The sequence below is a fragment of the Isoptericola sp. Y581 genome, from assembly GCF_059445475.1.
In genome coordinates this window covers 205932-220665 of the sequence record NZ_JCAIUK010000002.1, presented here as the reverse complement: position 1 = coordinate 220665, position 14734 = coordinate 205932, and the positions used below count along the sequence as shown (strand labels likewise).

At 74.0% G+C, this 14734-nt stretch carries 18 protein-coding genes; 5 read left to right on the top strand and 13 right to left on the bottom strand.

Annotated elements, in window-relative coordinates:
• Positions 1–54 precede the first annotated feature (54 nt).
• The 3 genes from AC1C2W_RS04010 to AC1C2W_RS04000 all read right to left on the bottom strand — a co-directional run bounded on the left by AC1C2W_RS04010 (position 55) and on the right by AC1C2W_RS04000 (position 1879).
• Positions 55–270 carry a hypothetical protein gene (locus AC1C2W_RS04010; RefSeq protein ID WP_495387674.1) on the bottom strand — a complete coding sequence of 72 codons (216 nt, stop codon included), beginning with the start codon at positions 268–270 and terminating at the stop codon, positions 55–57.
• Between the two features lie 13 nt (positions 271–283).
• Positions 284–1093 (bottom strand): GNAT family N-acetyltransferase, encoded by an 810-nt coding sequence (locus AC1C2W_RS04005; protein ID WP_495412448.1) that lies wholly within the window; start codon positions 1091–1093, stop codon positions 284–286.
• Positions 1094–1156: 63 nt separating this feature from the next.
• Positions 1157–1879: a TetR/AcrR family transcriptional regulator gene (locus AC1C2W_RS04000; protein ID WP_495412447.1), complete on the bottom strand. Its 723-nt coding sequence runs from the start codon at positions 1877–1879 to the stop codon at positions 1157–1159.
• A gap of 63 nt (positions 1880–1942) precedes the next feature.
• Between AC1C2W_RS04000 and AC1C2W_RS03995 the strand changes: the two genes are divergently transcribed.
• Positions 1943–2803, top strand: a complete 861-nt coding sequence (locus tag AC1C2W_RS03995) for an alpha/beta fold hydrolase (RefSeq protein ID WP_495412446.1) — start codon at positions 1943–1945, stop codon at positions 2801–2803.
• Between the two features lie 31 nt (positions 2804–2834).
• Here the strand turns inward: AC1C2W_RS03995 and AC1C2W_RS03990 are convergent, their stop codons facing one another.
• Together AC1C2W_RS03990 and AC1C2W_RS03985 are read right to left on the bottom strand one after the other, a co-directional pair.
• Positions 2835–3431 (bottom strand): hypothetical protein, encoded by a 597-nt coding sequence (locus tag AC1C2W_RS03990; RefSeq protein ID WP_495412445.1) that lies wholly within the window; start codon positions 3429–3431, stop codon positions 2835–2837.
• On the bottom strand, positions 3428–3865 hold the full coding sequence (locus tag AC1C2W_RS03985) for a GNAT family N-acetyltransferase (protein ID WP_495387679.1): 438 nt from the start codon (positions 3863–3865) through the stop codon (positions 3428–3430). Before AC1C2W_RS03985 ends, AC1C2W_RS03990 begins: the two co-directional genes overlap by 4 nt.
• 77 nt (positions 3866–3942) lie before the next feature.
• Between AC1C2W_RS03985 and AC1C2W_RS03980 the strand changes: the two genes are divergently transcribed.
• Entirely contained in the window at positions 3943–4611 is a 669-nt protein-coding gene (locus AC1C2W_RS03980; RefSeq protein ID WP_495387680.1) for a LysE family translocator, read from the top strand.
• 20 nt (positions 4612–4631) lie between these two features.
• Here AC1C2W_RS03980 and AC1C2W_RS03975 read toward each other — a convergent pair whose 3' ends face one another.
• Positions 4632–5414 (bottom strand): phosphatase PAP2 family protein, encoded by a 783-nt coding sequence (locus tag AC1C2W_RS03975; RefSeq protein ID WP_495412444.1) that lies wholly within the window; start codon positions 5412–5414, stop codon positions 4632–4634.
• A 501-nt stretch (positions 5415–5915) separates the two neighbouring features.
• On the opposite strand from AC1C2W_RS03975, the gene AC1C2W_RS03970 reads away from it, so the two are divergent.
• Together AC1C2W_RS03970 and AC1C2W_RS03965 are read left to right on the top strand one after the other, a co-directional pair.
• The gene (locus AC1C2W_RS03970) at positions 5916–7484 is read left to right on the top strand and encodes an alcohol dehydrogenase catalytic domain-containing protein (RefSeq protein WP_495412443.1); all 1569 of its coding nucleotides are present in this window, start codon (positions 5916–5918) and stop codon (positions 7482–7484) included.
• A gap of 46 nt (positions 7485–7530) precedes the next feature.
• Positions 7531–8280 (top strand): YqjF family protein, encoded by a 750-nt coding sequence (locus AC1C2W_RS03965; RefSeq protein ID WP_495412442.1) that lies wholly within the window; start codon positions 7531–7533, stop codon positions 8278–8280.
• Here the strand turns inward: AC1C2W_RS03965 and AC1C2W_RS03960 are convergent.
• Together AC1C2W_RS03960 and AC1C2W_RS03955 are read right to left on the bottom strand one after the other, a co-directional pair.
• Positions 8257–8646 carry a hypothetical protein gene (locus AC1C2W_RS03960; RefSeq protein WP_495387684.1) on the bottom strand — a complete coding sequence of 130 codons (390 nt, stop codon included), beginning with the start codon at positions 8644–8646 and terminating at the stop codon, positions 8257–8259. The two genes, AC1C2W_RS03965 and AC1C2W_RS03960, sit on opposite strands and share 24 nt — an antisense overlap.
• 86 nt (positions 8647–8732) lie before the next feature.
• Positions 8733–9371: a LysE family translocator gene (locus AC1C2W_RS03955; RefSeq protein WP_495387685.1), complete on the bottom strand. Its 639-nt coding sequence runs from the start codon at positions 9369–9371 to the stop codon at positions 8733–8735.
• Positions 9372–9493: 122 nt separating this feature from the next.
• On the opposite strand from AC1C2W_RS03955, the gene AC1C2W_RS03950 reads away from it, so the two are divergent.
• Positions 9494–10702, top strand: a complete 1209-nt coding sequence (locus tag AC1C2W_RS03950; protein WP_495388418.1) for a N(5)-(carboxyethyl)ornithine synthase — start codon at positions 9494–9496, stop codon at positions 10700–10702.
• A gap of 4 nt (positions 10703–10706) precedes the next feature.
• On the opposite strand, the gene AC1C2W_RS03945 is transcribed toward AC1C2W_RS03950, so the two are convergent.
• From AC1C2W_RS03945 to AC1C2W_RS03925, 5 genes are all read right to left on the bottom strand, one after another.
• Positions 10707–11066, bottom strand: coding sequence for a nucleoside triphosphate pyrophosphohydrolase family protein (locus tag AC1C2W_RS03945; protein WP_495387686.1), 360 nt, complete (start codon positions 11064–11066; stop codon positions 10707–10709).
• Positions 11067–11117: 51 nt separating this feature from the next.
• Positions 11118–12203 carry a redox-regulated ATPase YchF gene (gene ychF, locus AC1C2W_RS03940; RefSeq protein WP_495387687.1) on the bottom strand — a complete coding sequence of 362 codons (1086 nt, stop codon included), beginning with the start codon at positions 12201–12203 and terminating at the stop codon, positions 11118–11120.
• Between the two features lie 11 nt (positions 12204–12214).
• On the bottom strand, positions 12215–12787 hold the full coding sequence (locus AC1C2W_RS03935) for a chloramphenicol phosphotransferase CPT family protein (protein WP_495412441.1): 573 nt from the start codon (positions 12785–12787) through the stop codon (positions 12215–12217).
• Positions 12784–13557, bottom strand: a complete 774-nt coding sequence (locus tag AC1C2W_RS03930; RefSeq protein WP_495412440.1) for a DinB family protein — start codon at positions 13555–13557, stop codon at positions 12784–12786. Before AC1C2W_RS03930 ends, AC1C2W_RS03935 begins: the two co-directional genes overlap by 4 nt.
• A gap of 66 nt (positions 13558–13623) precedes the next feature.
• On the bottom strand, positions 13624–14664 hold the full coding sequence (locus tag AC1C2W_RS03925) for a GNAT family N-acetyltransferase (RefSeq protein ID WP_495412439.1): 1041 nt from the start codon (positions 14662–14664) through the stop codon (positions 13624–13626).
• Between the last annotated feature and the right edge of the window lie 70 nt (positions 14665–14734).

Sequence of the window (14734 nt, the reverse complement as noted above, 5' to 3'; positions counted from 1 at the left end):
TGCCACGGGGCGTCATCGGGGAGGGAGGCGCCTGCCGCCCGTCTCGTACACCGGTCACGGCCGGTGCTCGCGACGCTCGTTGCCGCGGCGGTAGTTGCCGGTCGCGCGCGCCAGCAGCTCCTGGTCGGTCGCGGGGTCCTGGCCGAGCAGCGCGACCAGCCGGGCGGCGCGCGCGCCCGAGACGGTGACGACCAACCGACCACCCCGGCTCACCAGGACCTTGCCGTCCTTGGTGACGCGGTGGTCGAAGGGATCGTCGTCGAGTCCCACGGGCCCGCCCCGTCTACTGGCGCCAGAGGTACGGCGTCGTGGTGGAGACCTTGACCAGGCCCGAGCGCTCCAGGATGGGCCGGGAGAACTCGGTGGAGTCGCTGTGCATGTACGTCTTGCCCCGCGCGAGGGCGGAGCGCGCCCGGGCGGCGGTCAGCGCGCGGTAGATGCCGCGGCCCCGCCACTCGGGGCGGGTCGACCCGCCCCAGAGCCCGGCGAACGCCGTGTCGGCCACCGGCTCGAGCCGGCCGGCGCTGACGACCTGCCCGTCCGCCTCGGCGACCCAGAGCTCCATGTCCGGGTCGATCGCCTGGCGGCGCAGCAGCGCGTCCGCGATTCCGGAGGTCGCGGGGTCGTCGCCGAAGACTTCGTCGGCCATCGCGGTCATCGCGCGCACGTCCGCCTCCGCCGTCACACGGCGCAGGGTCACGCCGTCGGGCAGAGGGACGTCGACGGCCAGCGCGGCCACCTCGCCGATCATGACCGACTCCGTCTCGTCGGGCTCGAAGCCGTGGTCGAGGAGCGCCTCGTGCAGCCCCGGCGCGACGTCGTGGCCACGGGTCTTCCACTCCGCGCGGGTGATCTCGGGGTCCGCGCAGAAGTGCGCGAGCGCCGACGCGACGAAGCCGCGGATCGTCGCGGCGTCCGCCCCACCGAGGTCGCGGTAGGTGACGAACCCCCGGCCGCCGGCGAAAGTCACGAGCCGGAGCGGGCCGAGGCGTGTCACCGAGACGGCGCTCGGCGTCTCCGCGTCGGTGCGGAGCTGGTCGTCGTAGGCGGCGAGGAGGAGGGCGGCGTCCAGGGCCGCGGCGGGTGCGTTCACGGCCGCAACCCTTCCAGAGCCGCGCGCGCCGGGCAACGGTTTTCGCCAGGGCGCATCGAGGGGTCAGGACGTTTCGACGCCCCGGCACAGCGCGTCGACCACGTGCCGCACCGCGGCGCGGGGCGCGTCCCGCCAGTCCCCGTCGACCTGCGGGGCGAGGGCGACCGACCGCGGGTACCGCCGCTCGAGGTCCGGCACGAGCCGGCGGGTCGCCGCGGCGCGCTCCAGCCAGGCCTGCGCCCCGGCCGCGTCCAGCCGCCGGTGCCCGGCGGCGGTCTGCGCCGAGGCCCGCACCACGGCGTACAGGGCTGTGACGACGGCCGCGCGCGCCTCGGTCGCCACGTCCCACCGGGCGAGGACGTCGAGCAGCCGCTCGAGCCAGTCCTGCTGGCGCGGCCCGCCCGGCGCCTCGGACCACGACAGCTCCGTGAGCCAGGGGTGGCGCAGGTAGAGGTCGAAGAGGCGCCCGGCCCAGGCGTCGAGGTCCGCGGCGAGGTCGGGGCCCGGGTCCGCCCAGCCGGGCAGCGCGGACGCGTGGTCCTCCGCGAGCGCCAGCAGCTGGCCCTTGGTGCCGACGTACGGGTACAGGCCCATGGCGCTGAGCCCCAGCCGCGTCGCGACGGCCCGCGTGGACAGCCCGTCGAGCCCGTCCGCGTCGGCGACGGCCACGGTGGCGTCGAGGACGGCGTCCAGGTCGAGGCGGCGCCGCGGGCCTCGCCGGGGTGCCGACGGCGCCACGCCACGGTGCCGCCACAGCCGGCGCACATGCTCCTCGGTCTCGCTCATCGCCGCGATCCTCTCATTCGCTTACAGTGTACGTAGTTTATTCCCCCATCCCGAGGAGCCCGGATGCCCACCGCACGACTGCACGACGGGACGACGATCGAGGCGACCGTCCTCGGGGAGGGCCCGGCGGTGCTGCTCCCGGTCCGGACCGCCCCGCTGGAAGGCCCCCGGGCCGACGCGATGCGAGCCTGGGGCGCCGACCCGGACCTCGGTCGCACGCTCGCGACCCGGCTGTCCGACGCCGGCTTCCGCGTCGTCGCCGCCGACTACGAGGGGCACCGCGCAGCCCACCCCGCCCCCGACAGCCTCACTGCCGACGCGCTGGCCGCGGACCTGCTGGCCGTCGCCGACGCCGCCGGCACGGACCGGTTCGCGTACTACGGCTACTCGTGGCTCGCCCTCGCCGGGCTGCAGCTCGCAATGCGCACCGACCGCCTCACGGGGCTGGCCATGGGCGGGTACCCGCCGCTCGACGGCCCGTACGACGCGATGCTCGCGGTCACCCGCGCCGCGCACCGCCTGGCGCTCGCCCACCGCGACGCGCCGCCGTCCGACGCGACGACCGAGCCCGCGACGACCGAGCCGGGCGACTGGGACTCCGTCGAGATGACGCAGCCGCCCGAGCTGACGCAGCAGTACCTCACCCTCTACGAGTCCCTCGCGGGGTTCGACGACCGGGTGTCCCTCGGGCTCGCCCTCCCGCGCCTGGTCGTCGTCGGCGCGGACGACGACATCACCTACGGCCCCGGCTGGGGCGACGTCGAGGTGGTCATCGCCGGGGCCGTGACCGGCCGGCGTGCCGAGCTCGAGGCCGCCGGATGGAGCGTCGAGGTGCTGCCCGGCAAGGACCACCTGTCGGCCATGCAGGCCGACGCCGTGCTCCCGGTGCTGCTGCCGTGGCTGACGGAGCACCTCGCGCGATGACCCGCGAGGGGGCCGGCCGGTGAGCGCGGCCTCAGCGCGGGGCGAGGTCGTCGTCCGACCACAGCGCCGCCGCGGCGTGCCCCGCCAGCAGCTTGGGGTAGTACGCCCAGGCGAACCAGGGCGCGGTCCGCGAGGGGCCCAGCAGCCCGTCGAGCGCGAGCCCGCCGGCGGTCAGGGCCACCCCGAGCGTGCGCCGACGGGCCGGGTGGCGCCGGATCGCGACCGTCGCGGCCACCATGAAGGCGTAGTGGGCGGCGGCCCAGGCCGCGGGTTGGACCCGGCGCCCCGCGCCCCGACCCGAGGGCCCCGCGTCCAGCCACGCCACCGCGGCCGGGTGCCCGTGCAGCGCGGCGAAGGAGTAGTGCTCGGCGTCCCCCTGCCCCGGGCGCTCGTACCAGCGGGCGCACGCGCGCGTGTTGTTGACGTAGACGCCGCCCGCGAGGTCCACCGCCAGCAGGCACGCGACCACCGCGCGCTTCGTGTCGGCACCGCGTGCCCGCGCCACGACCGGCGCCGCGACGGCCCCGGCCACCGTCGTGACGACCGTCAGCACGTGGTTCGCCCGCGTGGCCTCCGGGCCGACGAACTCGCCCCACGCGCGGCGCAGCGCCGCCGTGACCTCCGTCATCGGCCCCCCTCGGCCAGGTTCTCCCAGACCACGAACACGGAGTCGCGGTCGACCTCGGCGCCGAGCGAGCGGTAGGTCGCGAGCGCCGCGACGTTGTCCGCCTCGGTGCCGGTCCACATCCCGCGGCAGCCGCGGGAGACCGCGAGGTCCCGCAGCGACCCGAGCAGGGCGGTGGCCACGCCGCGGCGCCGCCACGCCTCGTCCACGCCCAGCTCATAGACGAACATCTCCGGCTCCTTGTCCGGGTGCCGCATCTCCACCCCGGAGACGAAGCCGATCCCGAGCCCGTCCGGGGCGCGCGCGAGCAGCACGACGTGCCCGGGCCGGCCCAGCGCGTCGGCCGCGCCCCGGGGCGAGACCGGCGCGTCGAAGAGGTGCGACGCCGCGACCAGCTCGGCCGGGTCCGTGACCTGCGCGATCGTCCAGCCGGCCATGCCCGCCATCGTCACCCGGATCGCGCACCGGGGCGAACGGATGTCACGGACAGCCGGCGCCCGCCCTCCTCACCACCATGACCACGCAGGCGATGGAGAGCGTGACCGCGCTGCTGCCGGTCGCCCCGGCGCTGCTGGGCTTCCTGGGAGCCTCGCTCGCGACGCTGGCCGTTCCGGGACCGTCGGTCGTGTACGTCGTCGCGCGCAGCACCGTCCAAGGCCGGCGGGCGGGCCTCTGGTCGATGGCGGGGCTCGAGACCGGCGCCGCGCTGCACGTGGTCGCGGCGGCCGCCGGGCTGGCCGCCCTGCTGGCGCGGTCCCCCGCCCTGTTCGACGCGGTCCGCTGGGCGGGCGCCGCCTACCTGGTGTGGCTGGGGGTGCGGGAGCTGCGCACGGCCCGCGCCCAGCCCGCGACGGCGGACGACGGCGCCGCTAAGGCTGTGCCCCGGCCCTGGCGGCTCTTCGCCGACGGCGTGCTCGTGGACGTGCTCAACCCGAAGACCGCGCTGTTCTTCCTCGCGTTCCTGCCCCAGTTCGTGCGGCCGGGGCACGGCGCGGTCGCCGCGCAGCTCGCCGTCCTGGGGGCGGTGTTCGTGGTGCTGGCCACTCTCGTGGACAGCACCTACGCCGTCCTCGCCGACCGGATGTCGGGTCGACTGCGTGGGTCGGAGCGAGCCCGCCGGCGCCTGGGCCGCGCGACCGGCGGCGTGTACCTGGCCCTGGCCGGGGTGGCCGTCGTCGTGTAAGCACGGACAGCGGGCGTGAGCTAGCCGTGCTGACCCGGGACAGAGTCGACGACGCGACTCGCCGAGCGGCGGCGCCACCCGCGCCGGTCGGCCACGACCAGCAGGCGCAGCAGGAGGCCGCCCACGAGCAGGCCGCCCACGAGGTCCGAGATCCAGTGCCACCCGAGGTAGTACGACACCGCCACCGCGTTCAGCGCGACGACGCCCACCGCGAGCCGCAGGGTGCGCAGGGTGCGCGGCGACACCGTGGTCCACCGGCTCACGAGGTACACCGCCGCGCCGTAGACGAGCACGGCCTCGGCCGCATGGCCCGACGGGAAGCTGATCCCGCTCCACCCCAGGGCGCGCAGGCCGCCACCGAACAGGTCGGCGTCGTCGGTCGTCGGCGCGGGGCGGGCGAGCACCACCTTGAGCAGCCCCACTCCCCCGTAGAACGCCAGCTCGGTGGCGGCCGCGCAGCCCAGCGGCCGCCACGTGCGGTGGCGCCACGACAGCGTGCCGGCGACGACGACGAGCACGGGCAGGCAGACCGCCTGCCCGGCGATCGGGTCGAGCACGTGCTGGATGAACGGCTGCAGCCCCGGGGTGAGCCGGGCCACCCAGTACTGGTGGGCGGCCTCGTCGACGCCCCGGAACGGGCCGGCGGCCAGCAGCGTCACGCCGAGCAGCGCCAGGAACAGCACCGGCACCGACGTCAGCCGTGCCCAGGGCAGCGTCGCCGGTCGCGGGCTCGCGCCGCCTCCCGCCGCGCTGCGCGGTCGGCCGAGATCACGCGCGGGTGGGGAGGGAGCCTGGAGCAACATCGGCCCCAATGTAGGCAGCGACGCGCGGGATCGTTCACCCGTTCCGCCCTTCCCCCGGCCCATCGGGCGCACGCCCCGCGTCCCCCGCAGGAGGCGCAAAGGCTCTGACCTGCCCCGATATCCGGCGGGAGAGCGGACCGGGTCAGTGGTGTGGCGTGCGGCACCGGCACGCGGCCGGGGCGCGTCAGCCGCGCGGCGTCGACTCCTCCACGAGCCAGGCGTTGTGCACCCTTTCAGCAGCCGGGCCATGTCGCCGGTGCGGACAGGCGGCCGCCTCCTCGAAGCGATGCCGATGTGAATTGCCATTAACAAGCTCCGTGACTTCCGGCGCGGGCGCTGCCAGACTCGGGGCGATGCCGTGGCCCCTGTGGCGCGACATCCTCCGACGACGCACGAGGGAGAGGCACCGATGTCCGACCTGGCCCCGAGGGCGATCCCCGCACCTGCACCACCGCGCTTCACCCCTCTGCGCTCCCCCCGGCCCGGACGATGACGGCGGCCGTGGCCGCCCTGGTTCACGAACCCGGCGGACCCGTGGCGCTCTCGGACGTCACGATGAGCGAGCCCGGCGACGGCGAGATCCTGGTCCGCATCCTCGCTTCCGGTGTGTGCCCCACCGATCTCTTCGGCATCGCCGGCGGGGCCGGCGACCGCTTCCCGGCGGTGTTCGGGCACGAGGGCGCCGGCGTCGTGGAGGCGGTCGGGCCCGGCGTCGACTCGCTCCGGCCCGGCGATCGCGTGGTGCTGAGCTTCGACTCGTGCGGAGGCTGCGCGTCGTGCGCGGACGGGCACCCCGCCTATTGCGAGCGGTTCGCGGACCTCAACTACCGGTCGCGGGCGGGAGCCGTCGTCGACGGCGTCCCGGCGACCACCGGCTGGATGGCGCAGTCGTCCTGGGCGACGCACGCACTGGCGCGCGCCACCAACGCCGTCCGCATCGGCGACGACGTGCCCTGGGAGGTGGCGGCGCCGCTCGGCTGCGGGATCCTCACCGGCGCGGGCACGGTGCTCCGCGTGCTGGCTCCCGGACCGGACGACACCCTGCTCGTGATCGGAGCGGGCACGACCGGTCTCGCCGCCGTCATGGCGGCGAAGCACCGCGGCGTGCGGCGCATCGTGGTCAGCGACCCCGCGGCCGACCGGCGGGCCCTGGCGCTCGAGCTCGGTGCGACCGAGGCGCACACGCCGGACGATGTACCGGCACGCACCCTCGCGGCGACGCACGCGCTCGACACCGTCGGGCGGCAGGAGACGGTGGACCTCGGTCTGGCCGCGCTGGCCCCGCGAGGGGTCTGCGCCACGGTGGCGCTGCACGCCGGAGCCAACCGGATCACGGTGTCGCAGACGCAGGTGCTCTGGGGCCGCACCCTGACGGGCGTCATCGAGGGCGATGCCGACGTGACCCGGGACATCCCGACGCTCGTGGCGCTCTGGCGCGCCGGCCGGCTGCCGGTCGAGCGGCTGGTGCGCACCTACCCGTTCGCCGACGTCGCGACGGCGATCGACGACGTGCGCGCGGGGCGCGCGATCAAGCCGGTGCTGCGGATGGGCGACCCCGGCGCCTCCCCCACGCCGCTCCGCGGCGATCTGATCGACCTGCTGCGGGACGGCAGGATCCCCGCGCGCGACCTCCCCGGGCTCTGGCGCTCGCTGCCGCCCGTGGGGACCGCCGAGCTGCGCGGGCTCTGGCGAGGGTTCGGCGTCAGCATCGGGCATCGCACCCAGGCGCTGCTGACCCGCAGCCACTGGTTCGGCAAGCTCTTCCGCGCCGACGACGACGTGCTCCCGCTCGTGTGCGAGGGCCCGGACGGCATGCTCGTCGGCCAGGAGAGGCTCGCCCGCGGCGGCGCGACGTTGCGGACGGTCGAGCACGACGGCATCCGCACGGCGTCGATGGTCTACGACGGGCAGCCGATCATCGACCACTTCACCCGGGTGTCCGACGACGCCGTCCTCGGTGTGATGACCGGGCGGGAGGCCGCCGACCACGGCGACCTCTACTACTTCGCCCTCGAGCGGGTCGCCGACCGCGACGTCGACGTCCAGGAGGCCCCGCCCCGTCGCGCCTGAGGGGCATACTTGTCCGTCCCCAGTCCGCCGACCCGGATAGACCGAGATGCGCATCGAGGAGATCTCCGCCGTAGCACCGCCCTTGGGCCGCAAGGGCATCATGCGGCAGCGATGGAGCGAGGTCTCGTTCCTGCACTGGCGCGTGGACCCGTGCGTGGTGGCGCGGCACCTGCCGGCCGGCTGCGTGCCGGACGTCGTCGACGGGACCGCTTGGGTCGGGCTCGTCGCGTTCCAGATGTCTCGGACCGCCCTCTTCGGCGGGCCGCGCATCCCCTGGCTGGGGGACTTTCCCGAGGTCAACGTGCGCCTGTACTCGGTCGACTCGCAGGGCCGCCGGGGCGTCGTCTTCCTGAGCCTGGAGGCCTCGCGCCTCGTCCCCGTGCTGGTCGCCAGGGCCGCCTTCGGCCTCAGGTACCAGTGGGCCTCGATGTCGATCCGCCGCATCGACGGATCGATCGCCTACACGACGAGGCGGCACGGCCGAGGAGCTGCCGCTTCCCGGATCGTGGTCCGCCCGGTCGACGACCCGGCGAGCACCGCGGAGGTCGCCGCCGATCCGATCGCCACCGCGCTCACCGCCCGCTGGGCGTTCCACGAGGCGCACCTCGGTCGCACGCTCTACTGCCGGAACCACCACGAACCGTGCCCTCTGCAGCGCGCCGAGCTCGTCCAGCTCGACGACACCCTCCTGGCGACGGCGGGTTTCGTCGGTCTCGCCGACCGTGCGCCGGACTCCGTGCTCTACGCCAGGGCGGTGCACACCGTCTTCGCCTCACCAGGTCTGGTTCCGACGTGAGCTCGCACCTGCGCGCCGCCCGCCCGGACGAGGGATCGAGTTCAAGGGCATCAGCCCCTCGCTCACCACCATCCAGGCGGCGAAGGTCACGACGCCCGCCTCGAAGGTGACGAGCCGCCGGTCCCAACGCCGCCCCCTCCCCGCGGCCGCGCGCACCAGCGCGAGCCCGCAGCCGAGGTTGGCCGCACCCCACGCGAGATTGACCAGCGGCGACGACTCCCTGCCCGCCAGCGGCGTCAGATGCTCGCGTCCCGTCACGGCCGACGCGACGTGGGGTGCAGAGTTGGCGACCAGGAGCCCCGCCACGAACGCTGCCGCGTGACGAGCGCGTGACGGTGCCTCGGGCGCGCGGGCTGGGAGATTCATCCCGATAGGCTCCCAACGGCTGCTACCGGACGCAAGCGAGTCGGCGGCGAGCCGCCCTCTCCGAGGACGACGACAGGGACCGGGGACTACGACGCGGGCTGCCGTTCGAGGGCGAGCTTGACGGCGAACCCGGCCAGCACGGTCCCCGACAGCCAGCGCTGCACCTGCATCGCCCGCGGACGGCCGCGCAGGAAGCCGGCGAGCCTTCCCGCGCCCAGGACGACCAGGCCGTTCACGGTGACCCCGATGAGGACCTGGACGCCACCGAGCAGCAGGAACTGGGGCCACAGCGTGCGGGTCGGATCGATGAACTGCGGGAGCAGGGCGGCGTACAGCACGGCGATCTTCGGGTTGAGCAGGTTGGTGACCAGGCCCATGCCGAACAGCCGTCGTGGGCGTATCGGCGCCACCTCCGCCGGATCGAACACGGACCGACCGCCGGGGCGGAGCATCTGCCAGGCGAGACAGCCGAGGTAGACCGCCCCGGCGACCTTCACGGCGACGAAGGCCGCGGGCACGGCGGCAAACAGCGCCGCGAGGCCGAGCGTTGCGGCCACGAGGTACGCCAGGAAGCCGACCGCCGTCCCGGCCAGGGCGGTCAGCCCGGCACGGGTCCCCTGCCCGATCGACCGCGACGCCAGATGGATCATGTTCGGTCCCGGCGTCAGCGCCATCCCCAGTTCCACGAGGGCTACGCCCCCGACTGCCGCCCAGCTCACCAGCACGGATCTCCCCCTCTGCCGCCGACCCCGTGACCGACTCCGGCCCTCGGCCAGGTCCCGCGGCACGTCAGCGTACTATCGGGCCAGGAGCTGACGACCTTGGTTCCCCGATGATGGGAGTCCGAATGTCCGGCGCCGCTCAACTTTCCGCTGTCCCCGCCGAGTCGTCGAACGACGCCTCGCCGAGCGATGATCTGCTCACCCTCGGGCTGCTCGCGAGCTCCTCGATGGAGAACGAGCACCGGCTACCGATACATCCGCATCACCTGGACCGGATCGACCCGGACGTGCGCGCGCGGATGACGGTCGAGCATGGCTACGGCGCGGAGTTCCAGCTGGAACCGGGTTACGTCGAGTCGCGCGTGGGCAGGGTCGCGGAGCGATCCGAGGTGATCGAGTCGGCCGATGTCCTGCTCCTGCCCAAGCCGCAGGCGGCGGACGTGGCCGCGATCCCCGAGGGCCGCGTTCTGTGGGGGTGGCCGCACTGCGTGCAGGACGCCGGAATGACGCAGACGGCGATCGACCGCCGACTCACGCTGATCGCCTTCGAGGCGATGAACCACTGGTCGCACCGGGGCGATTTCAGCCTGCACGTGTTCCACAAGAACAACGAGCTCGCCGGCTACAGCTCCGTGCTGCACGCCTTGAGCCTGATCGGCTCGACCGGCGACTACGGGCCGCGACTCAGCGCGGTCGTCATCGGCTTCGGCGCGACGGCCCGTGGTGCGGTGACCGCGCTCAAGGCGCACGGGATCCACGACATCCAGGTCCTCACGCAGCGCGGTGTCGCGGCCGTCGGCTCGCCGATCCACGCCGCACACATCATCCAGCTCAACACCGACGGCGGCGCGGCCCACCTCAGCACGGTGCAGACGCAGGACGGCGACGTCCTGCTCCCGGAGTTCCTGGCTTCGCACGACATCGTGGTCAACTGCACGCTCCAGGACGTCGCCGCACCGTTGACCTACCTGCGCACCGAGGACCTCGAGGGATTCACCCCGGGAAGCCTCGTCGTCGACGTCTCCTGCGACGCGGGGATGGGATTCGAGTGGGCCAGGCCCACCGGGTTCGACGACCCGATGTTCACGGTCGGCCGAGGGGTGCACTACTACGCCGTCGACCACAGCCCGTCGTACCTGTGGAACTCCGCCACGTGGGAGATCAGCGAGGCGATCCTGCCGTTCCTGCGCACGGTCATGGAGGGGCCGGCGGCGTGGGCGAACGATCTCACCATCTCCCGCGCGATCGAGATCCACGACGGAGAGATCAGCAACCCGAGCATCCTGAGCTTCCAGGGTCGCGAGCCGGCCTATCCGCACGCCCTGACTGCCTAGGCTTTCAGGCGGTGCGGTCGACGGTCTCTTCGAGTCCGGTGCGGATACGGGTCATGGTGTCGTCGTAGGCGGTGTCGATGTCGACGTCGAGCCGGTCTGCGAGGACGAACACCCACCACAGCGTCTCGGCAAGCTTGTGCTTCAGCTCCACGTCGACGTCGCCGTCGATGTCCCAGGTGCCGTCGTGGGCGAGCAGCAGGCGTCCGATGTAGCCGACGTCGTTGGAGAAGCCCAGCATCAGCTCGTGCAGGGACCACGTCGTGCCGTTGAACCGGTTCTCCAGGATCTCGTAGAGGGCCCGCACGTCGAGGGCCCGCTCTCGCGCCTCGGCGAGGATCCCGGCTGTCTGGTCGGTGTCGGTCATGCATCCTGCCTTCCGCTGGTGGCGTCGATGGTGCAGGCACCCGTCGTCACGCTAGACGTTGAAGCGGAACTCCACGACGTCGCCGTCCTGCATGACGTAGTCCTTGCCCTCGATGCGCGCCTTGCCGGCGGCGCGGGCGGCCTGCACGGAGCCGGTCTCGACGAGGTCGTCGAACGAGATGACCTCGGCCTTGATGAAGCCGCGCTCGAAGTCGGTGTGGATGACGCCGGCGGCCTGCGGGGCGGTCCAGCCCTTGCGGATCGTCCAGGCGCGGGACTCCTTCGGGCCGGCGGTGAGGTACGTCTGCAGGCCGAGCGTGTGGAAACCGACGCGAGCGAGCTGGTCGAGGCCCGCCTCCTCCTGGCCGGAGTCGGCGAGCATCTCGCGCGCGTCGTCGGGCTCGAGCTCGACGAGCTCCGCCTCGAACTTCGCGTCGAGGAACACGGCGTCCGCGGGGGCGACGAGGTCGCGCAGCCGCTGCTGCATCCCCTTGTCGGCGAGGCCGGCGTCGTCGGTGTTGAAGACGTAGATGAACGGCTTGGCCGTCAGCAGCTGCAGCGAGTCGATGTCGGCCAGGTCGAGCCCCTCGGCCTTGGCACCCTGGAAGAGCGTGGTGCCGGACTCGAGGATCTTCTGCGCGGTGCTGGCGGCGGCGAAGAGCGCGGGGTCGCCACGCTTGATCTTGACCTCCTTCTCCATCCGCGGCAGCGACTTCTCCAGCGTCTGGAGGTCGGCGAGGATCAGCTCGGTGGAGATGGTCTCGATGTCGCCCTCGGCGTCCACCGAGCCCTCGACGCGGACGACGTCCCCGTCGTCGAACACGCGGGTGACCTGGCAGATCGCGTCGGCCTCACGGATGTTGGCGAGGAACTTGTTGCCCAGCCCCTCGCCCTCGGAGGCGCCCTTGACGATGCCCGCGATGTCGACGAACGACACGGTGGCGGGCAGGGTGCGCTCCGAGGAGAAGATCTCGGCGAGCTTGTCCAGGCGGGGGTCCGGCAGCGGGACCACACCCACGTTGGGCTCGATCGTCGCGAACGGGTAGTTCGCCGCGAGCACCTGGTTGCGGGTCAGGGCGTTGAAAAGGGTGGACTTGCCGACGTTGGGCAGGCCGACGATGCCGATGGTGAGTGCCACGTTGCGCAAGTCTACGTGCCGGGCCGCGCCCCCTCTCGGCCCACCGGGTCCCGCACCGGCTCAGCGCACCGGGCGGCGATCGCCCCGGCGCACTCCCCTGGGCCGGCCGACGACGTGCCGACCTCGACGTCGTACGTCACGCCGTCGTGGACGACCACCGCCTGCGTCGCGGCCATGCCGGCCGCGCGGTCGCCGCGGGACGCCTCGCGGGCGGCCGCCATGTCGGCGTCGCACCGGACGCCGACCCACAGGACGTCGAGCCCGTGCAGCGTGGACCGCCACCGTTCCTGGGAGGAGGCGCCTCCGAGGAAGACGTCGTCGACCACGACGGGCGCCCCGGCACGCACCGTCGCCGCGACGCCGGCCCGCCAGGCCCGCTCCAGCGCGCCGAAGGCCTCACCGACGACGACCTCTGCACCGAGCTCGATGCCACCCTCGCCGTCGCGGACCGAGGGCGGGAGGGCATCGACCAGGTCGTCGATGCTCAGCGCGAGCCACGGGCGCGGCAGCAGCTCCTGCAGGCGCCGCGCGATGGTCGTCTTGCCCGAGCTCGAGCCGCCGTTGAGGACGATCACGTCGGTCACGACGCGGCGAGCCGGTCGATATCGCGCTCCGCGAACCGCAGGTGCTCCCAGTGCTCCCGCGGGAGCACGCCGAGGCTGCGCCAGACCGGGCGCGTCATCCCGTCCGGCGCCCACGGGGGCAGGCGCGGCGCGTCCACGGTGACGTCCGTGCCCGCGAGCTCGGCGTAGGCGGCGCGGATCTGGGCGACCCGGTCGGCGTGCACGGCGAGGACCTCGTCGAGCGACGGGGTCGCGTCGAGGTCGACGCCGAGCGCCGCCACCTCGGGCTCGTACTCGGTGAACGGCAGCCCGGCGTACCAGAACGGGTCGTCCATCCCCCGCAGGCCGTAGCGCAGCCAGCCGTCGACCGCGAACACGAGGTGGCGCAGCGTCTGGGTGGTCGACCACTCGCCGTCGACCGACACGTCGACCGTCCCCGCGGGCATCGCCGCCACGCGCTCGAGCAGGCGGTCCCAGCGCAGCAACGCCGCGTCGAACGACGCGAGCTGCTCGGCCAGGTCCTGCGAGCGCGCCTGCTCCCGCCCCGGGAACCGCCGGTCCAGCTCGGCCTCGACCAGGGGCGCCACCTCGACCTCGTTGACCCGCAGGCCCGTGATCTCGCCGTCGATCTCCGCGTCGGTCAGGTCGACGCCCCGCATCCGGGCGCCCGGGAGGAAGCTCTGGTCGAACGTCACGCCGTCGAGCCGCGCGAGGCGGAACGCGGCGCCCGTCATGTCGGCCTCGACGAACTCGGCGCCCTGCAGGTCGTCGTCCGGCCCGAACCGTGTCATGCGCCGAACCTACGCGGGGGCACCGACGCACCCGGGTGCAGGTCCGGGCGGCGCGTCCGGGCGCGGTCAGACGTCGACGTCCTGGTGCCAGGACTCGGTGACGTACGCCGTGCGCCAGCCCCACTTCTCGTAGAGGGCCGCGGCCCCGGTCGGGCTGTCGGCGTCGACCTCGAGCCCCACCCGGTCGTGCCCCCGCGCCGCCGCGTCCTGGACGACGGCGAACAGCAGCGCGGTGGCCACGCCGCGGCCGCGGGCCCGGCGGTCGGCGCCGAGGTACTCGATGTAGCTGGCCTCCTTGCCCGACGCCCCGGAGGGCAGGACGGCGCCCACGAGCGCGCCCATCGGCTCGGGCACGGAGGCCGGGTCGTCGGGGTCGGCCACGAGGGCGAGCCACCAGTGGTCCCACCGGTGGCCCGGGTCCGCGCGGAGCCGCACCAGGAACTCCCCGAAGCTCTCGCGGTAGGAGTTGAAGTGGTCCTCGAACGCGCTCTCCAGCACCCGGTGCACGGTCTGCAGGTCCTCGGCGACCGGCAGTCCGCCGTCGTGGGTGTCGATCCGGCGGACGGTGACGCCGGGGCGGGGCGCCGGGAGCACGCCGGGGGCGGCCTCCTCCGGCTGCACGGGCCGCGTCATCTGCAACCAGGACCGGGCGCGGCGGTAGCCGGCCTCCGCGAGCCACGCGCGCTGGCGTTCGTCGCCGGCGTAGGCGCCCGAGTCGAGCTGGGTGCGTCCCAGGCCCCGCTGCGCGGCGAGCTCGCGCCCCTGCCGGGCACCCCAGGCGTACCCCCAGGCGGCGAGGTCGTCCGCCTGCGGCACGGACCGGTCGACATCGAGCCCGACGACGACGCGGCCGGCCGCGCGGTCGTGCGCCGTCGCCCAGGCCCGCACCACCCCGTCCGGGTCACGCACGACGACCTGCCGGCGTGTCCACGACATGGGACCGGCGACCTCGGCCGCGATCGCCTCCGAGTTCACCGTCGCCGACCCGGTGAACGGCTCCGCGAGCGCCGCGCGCAGGTTGCTCAGCCGGGTCAGGTCGGCGAGGTCGGGCGTCGCGGTGGTCCAGCGCTCAGGGAGGGTCGGGTGGTCGTGGTTCTCAGAAGTCACGTCCCCCATTGTCGCAAGACCGTCGCAAGACCGTCGCACGGCCGTCGCACGGCCGTCGCACGACCTCGTT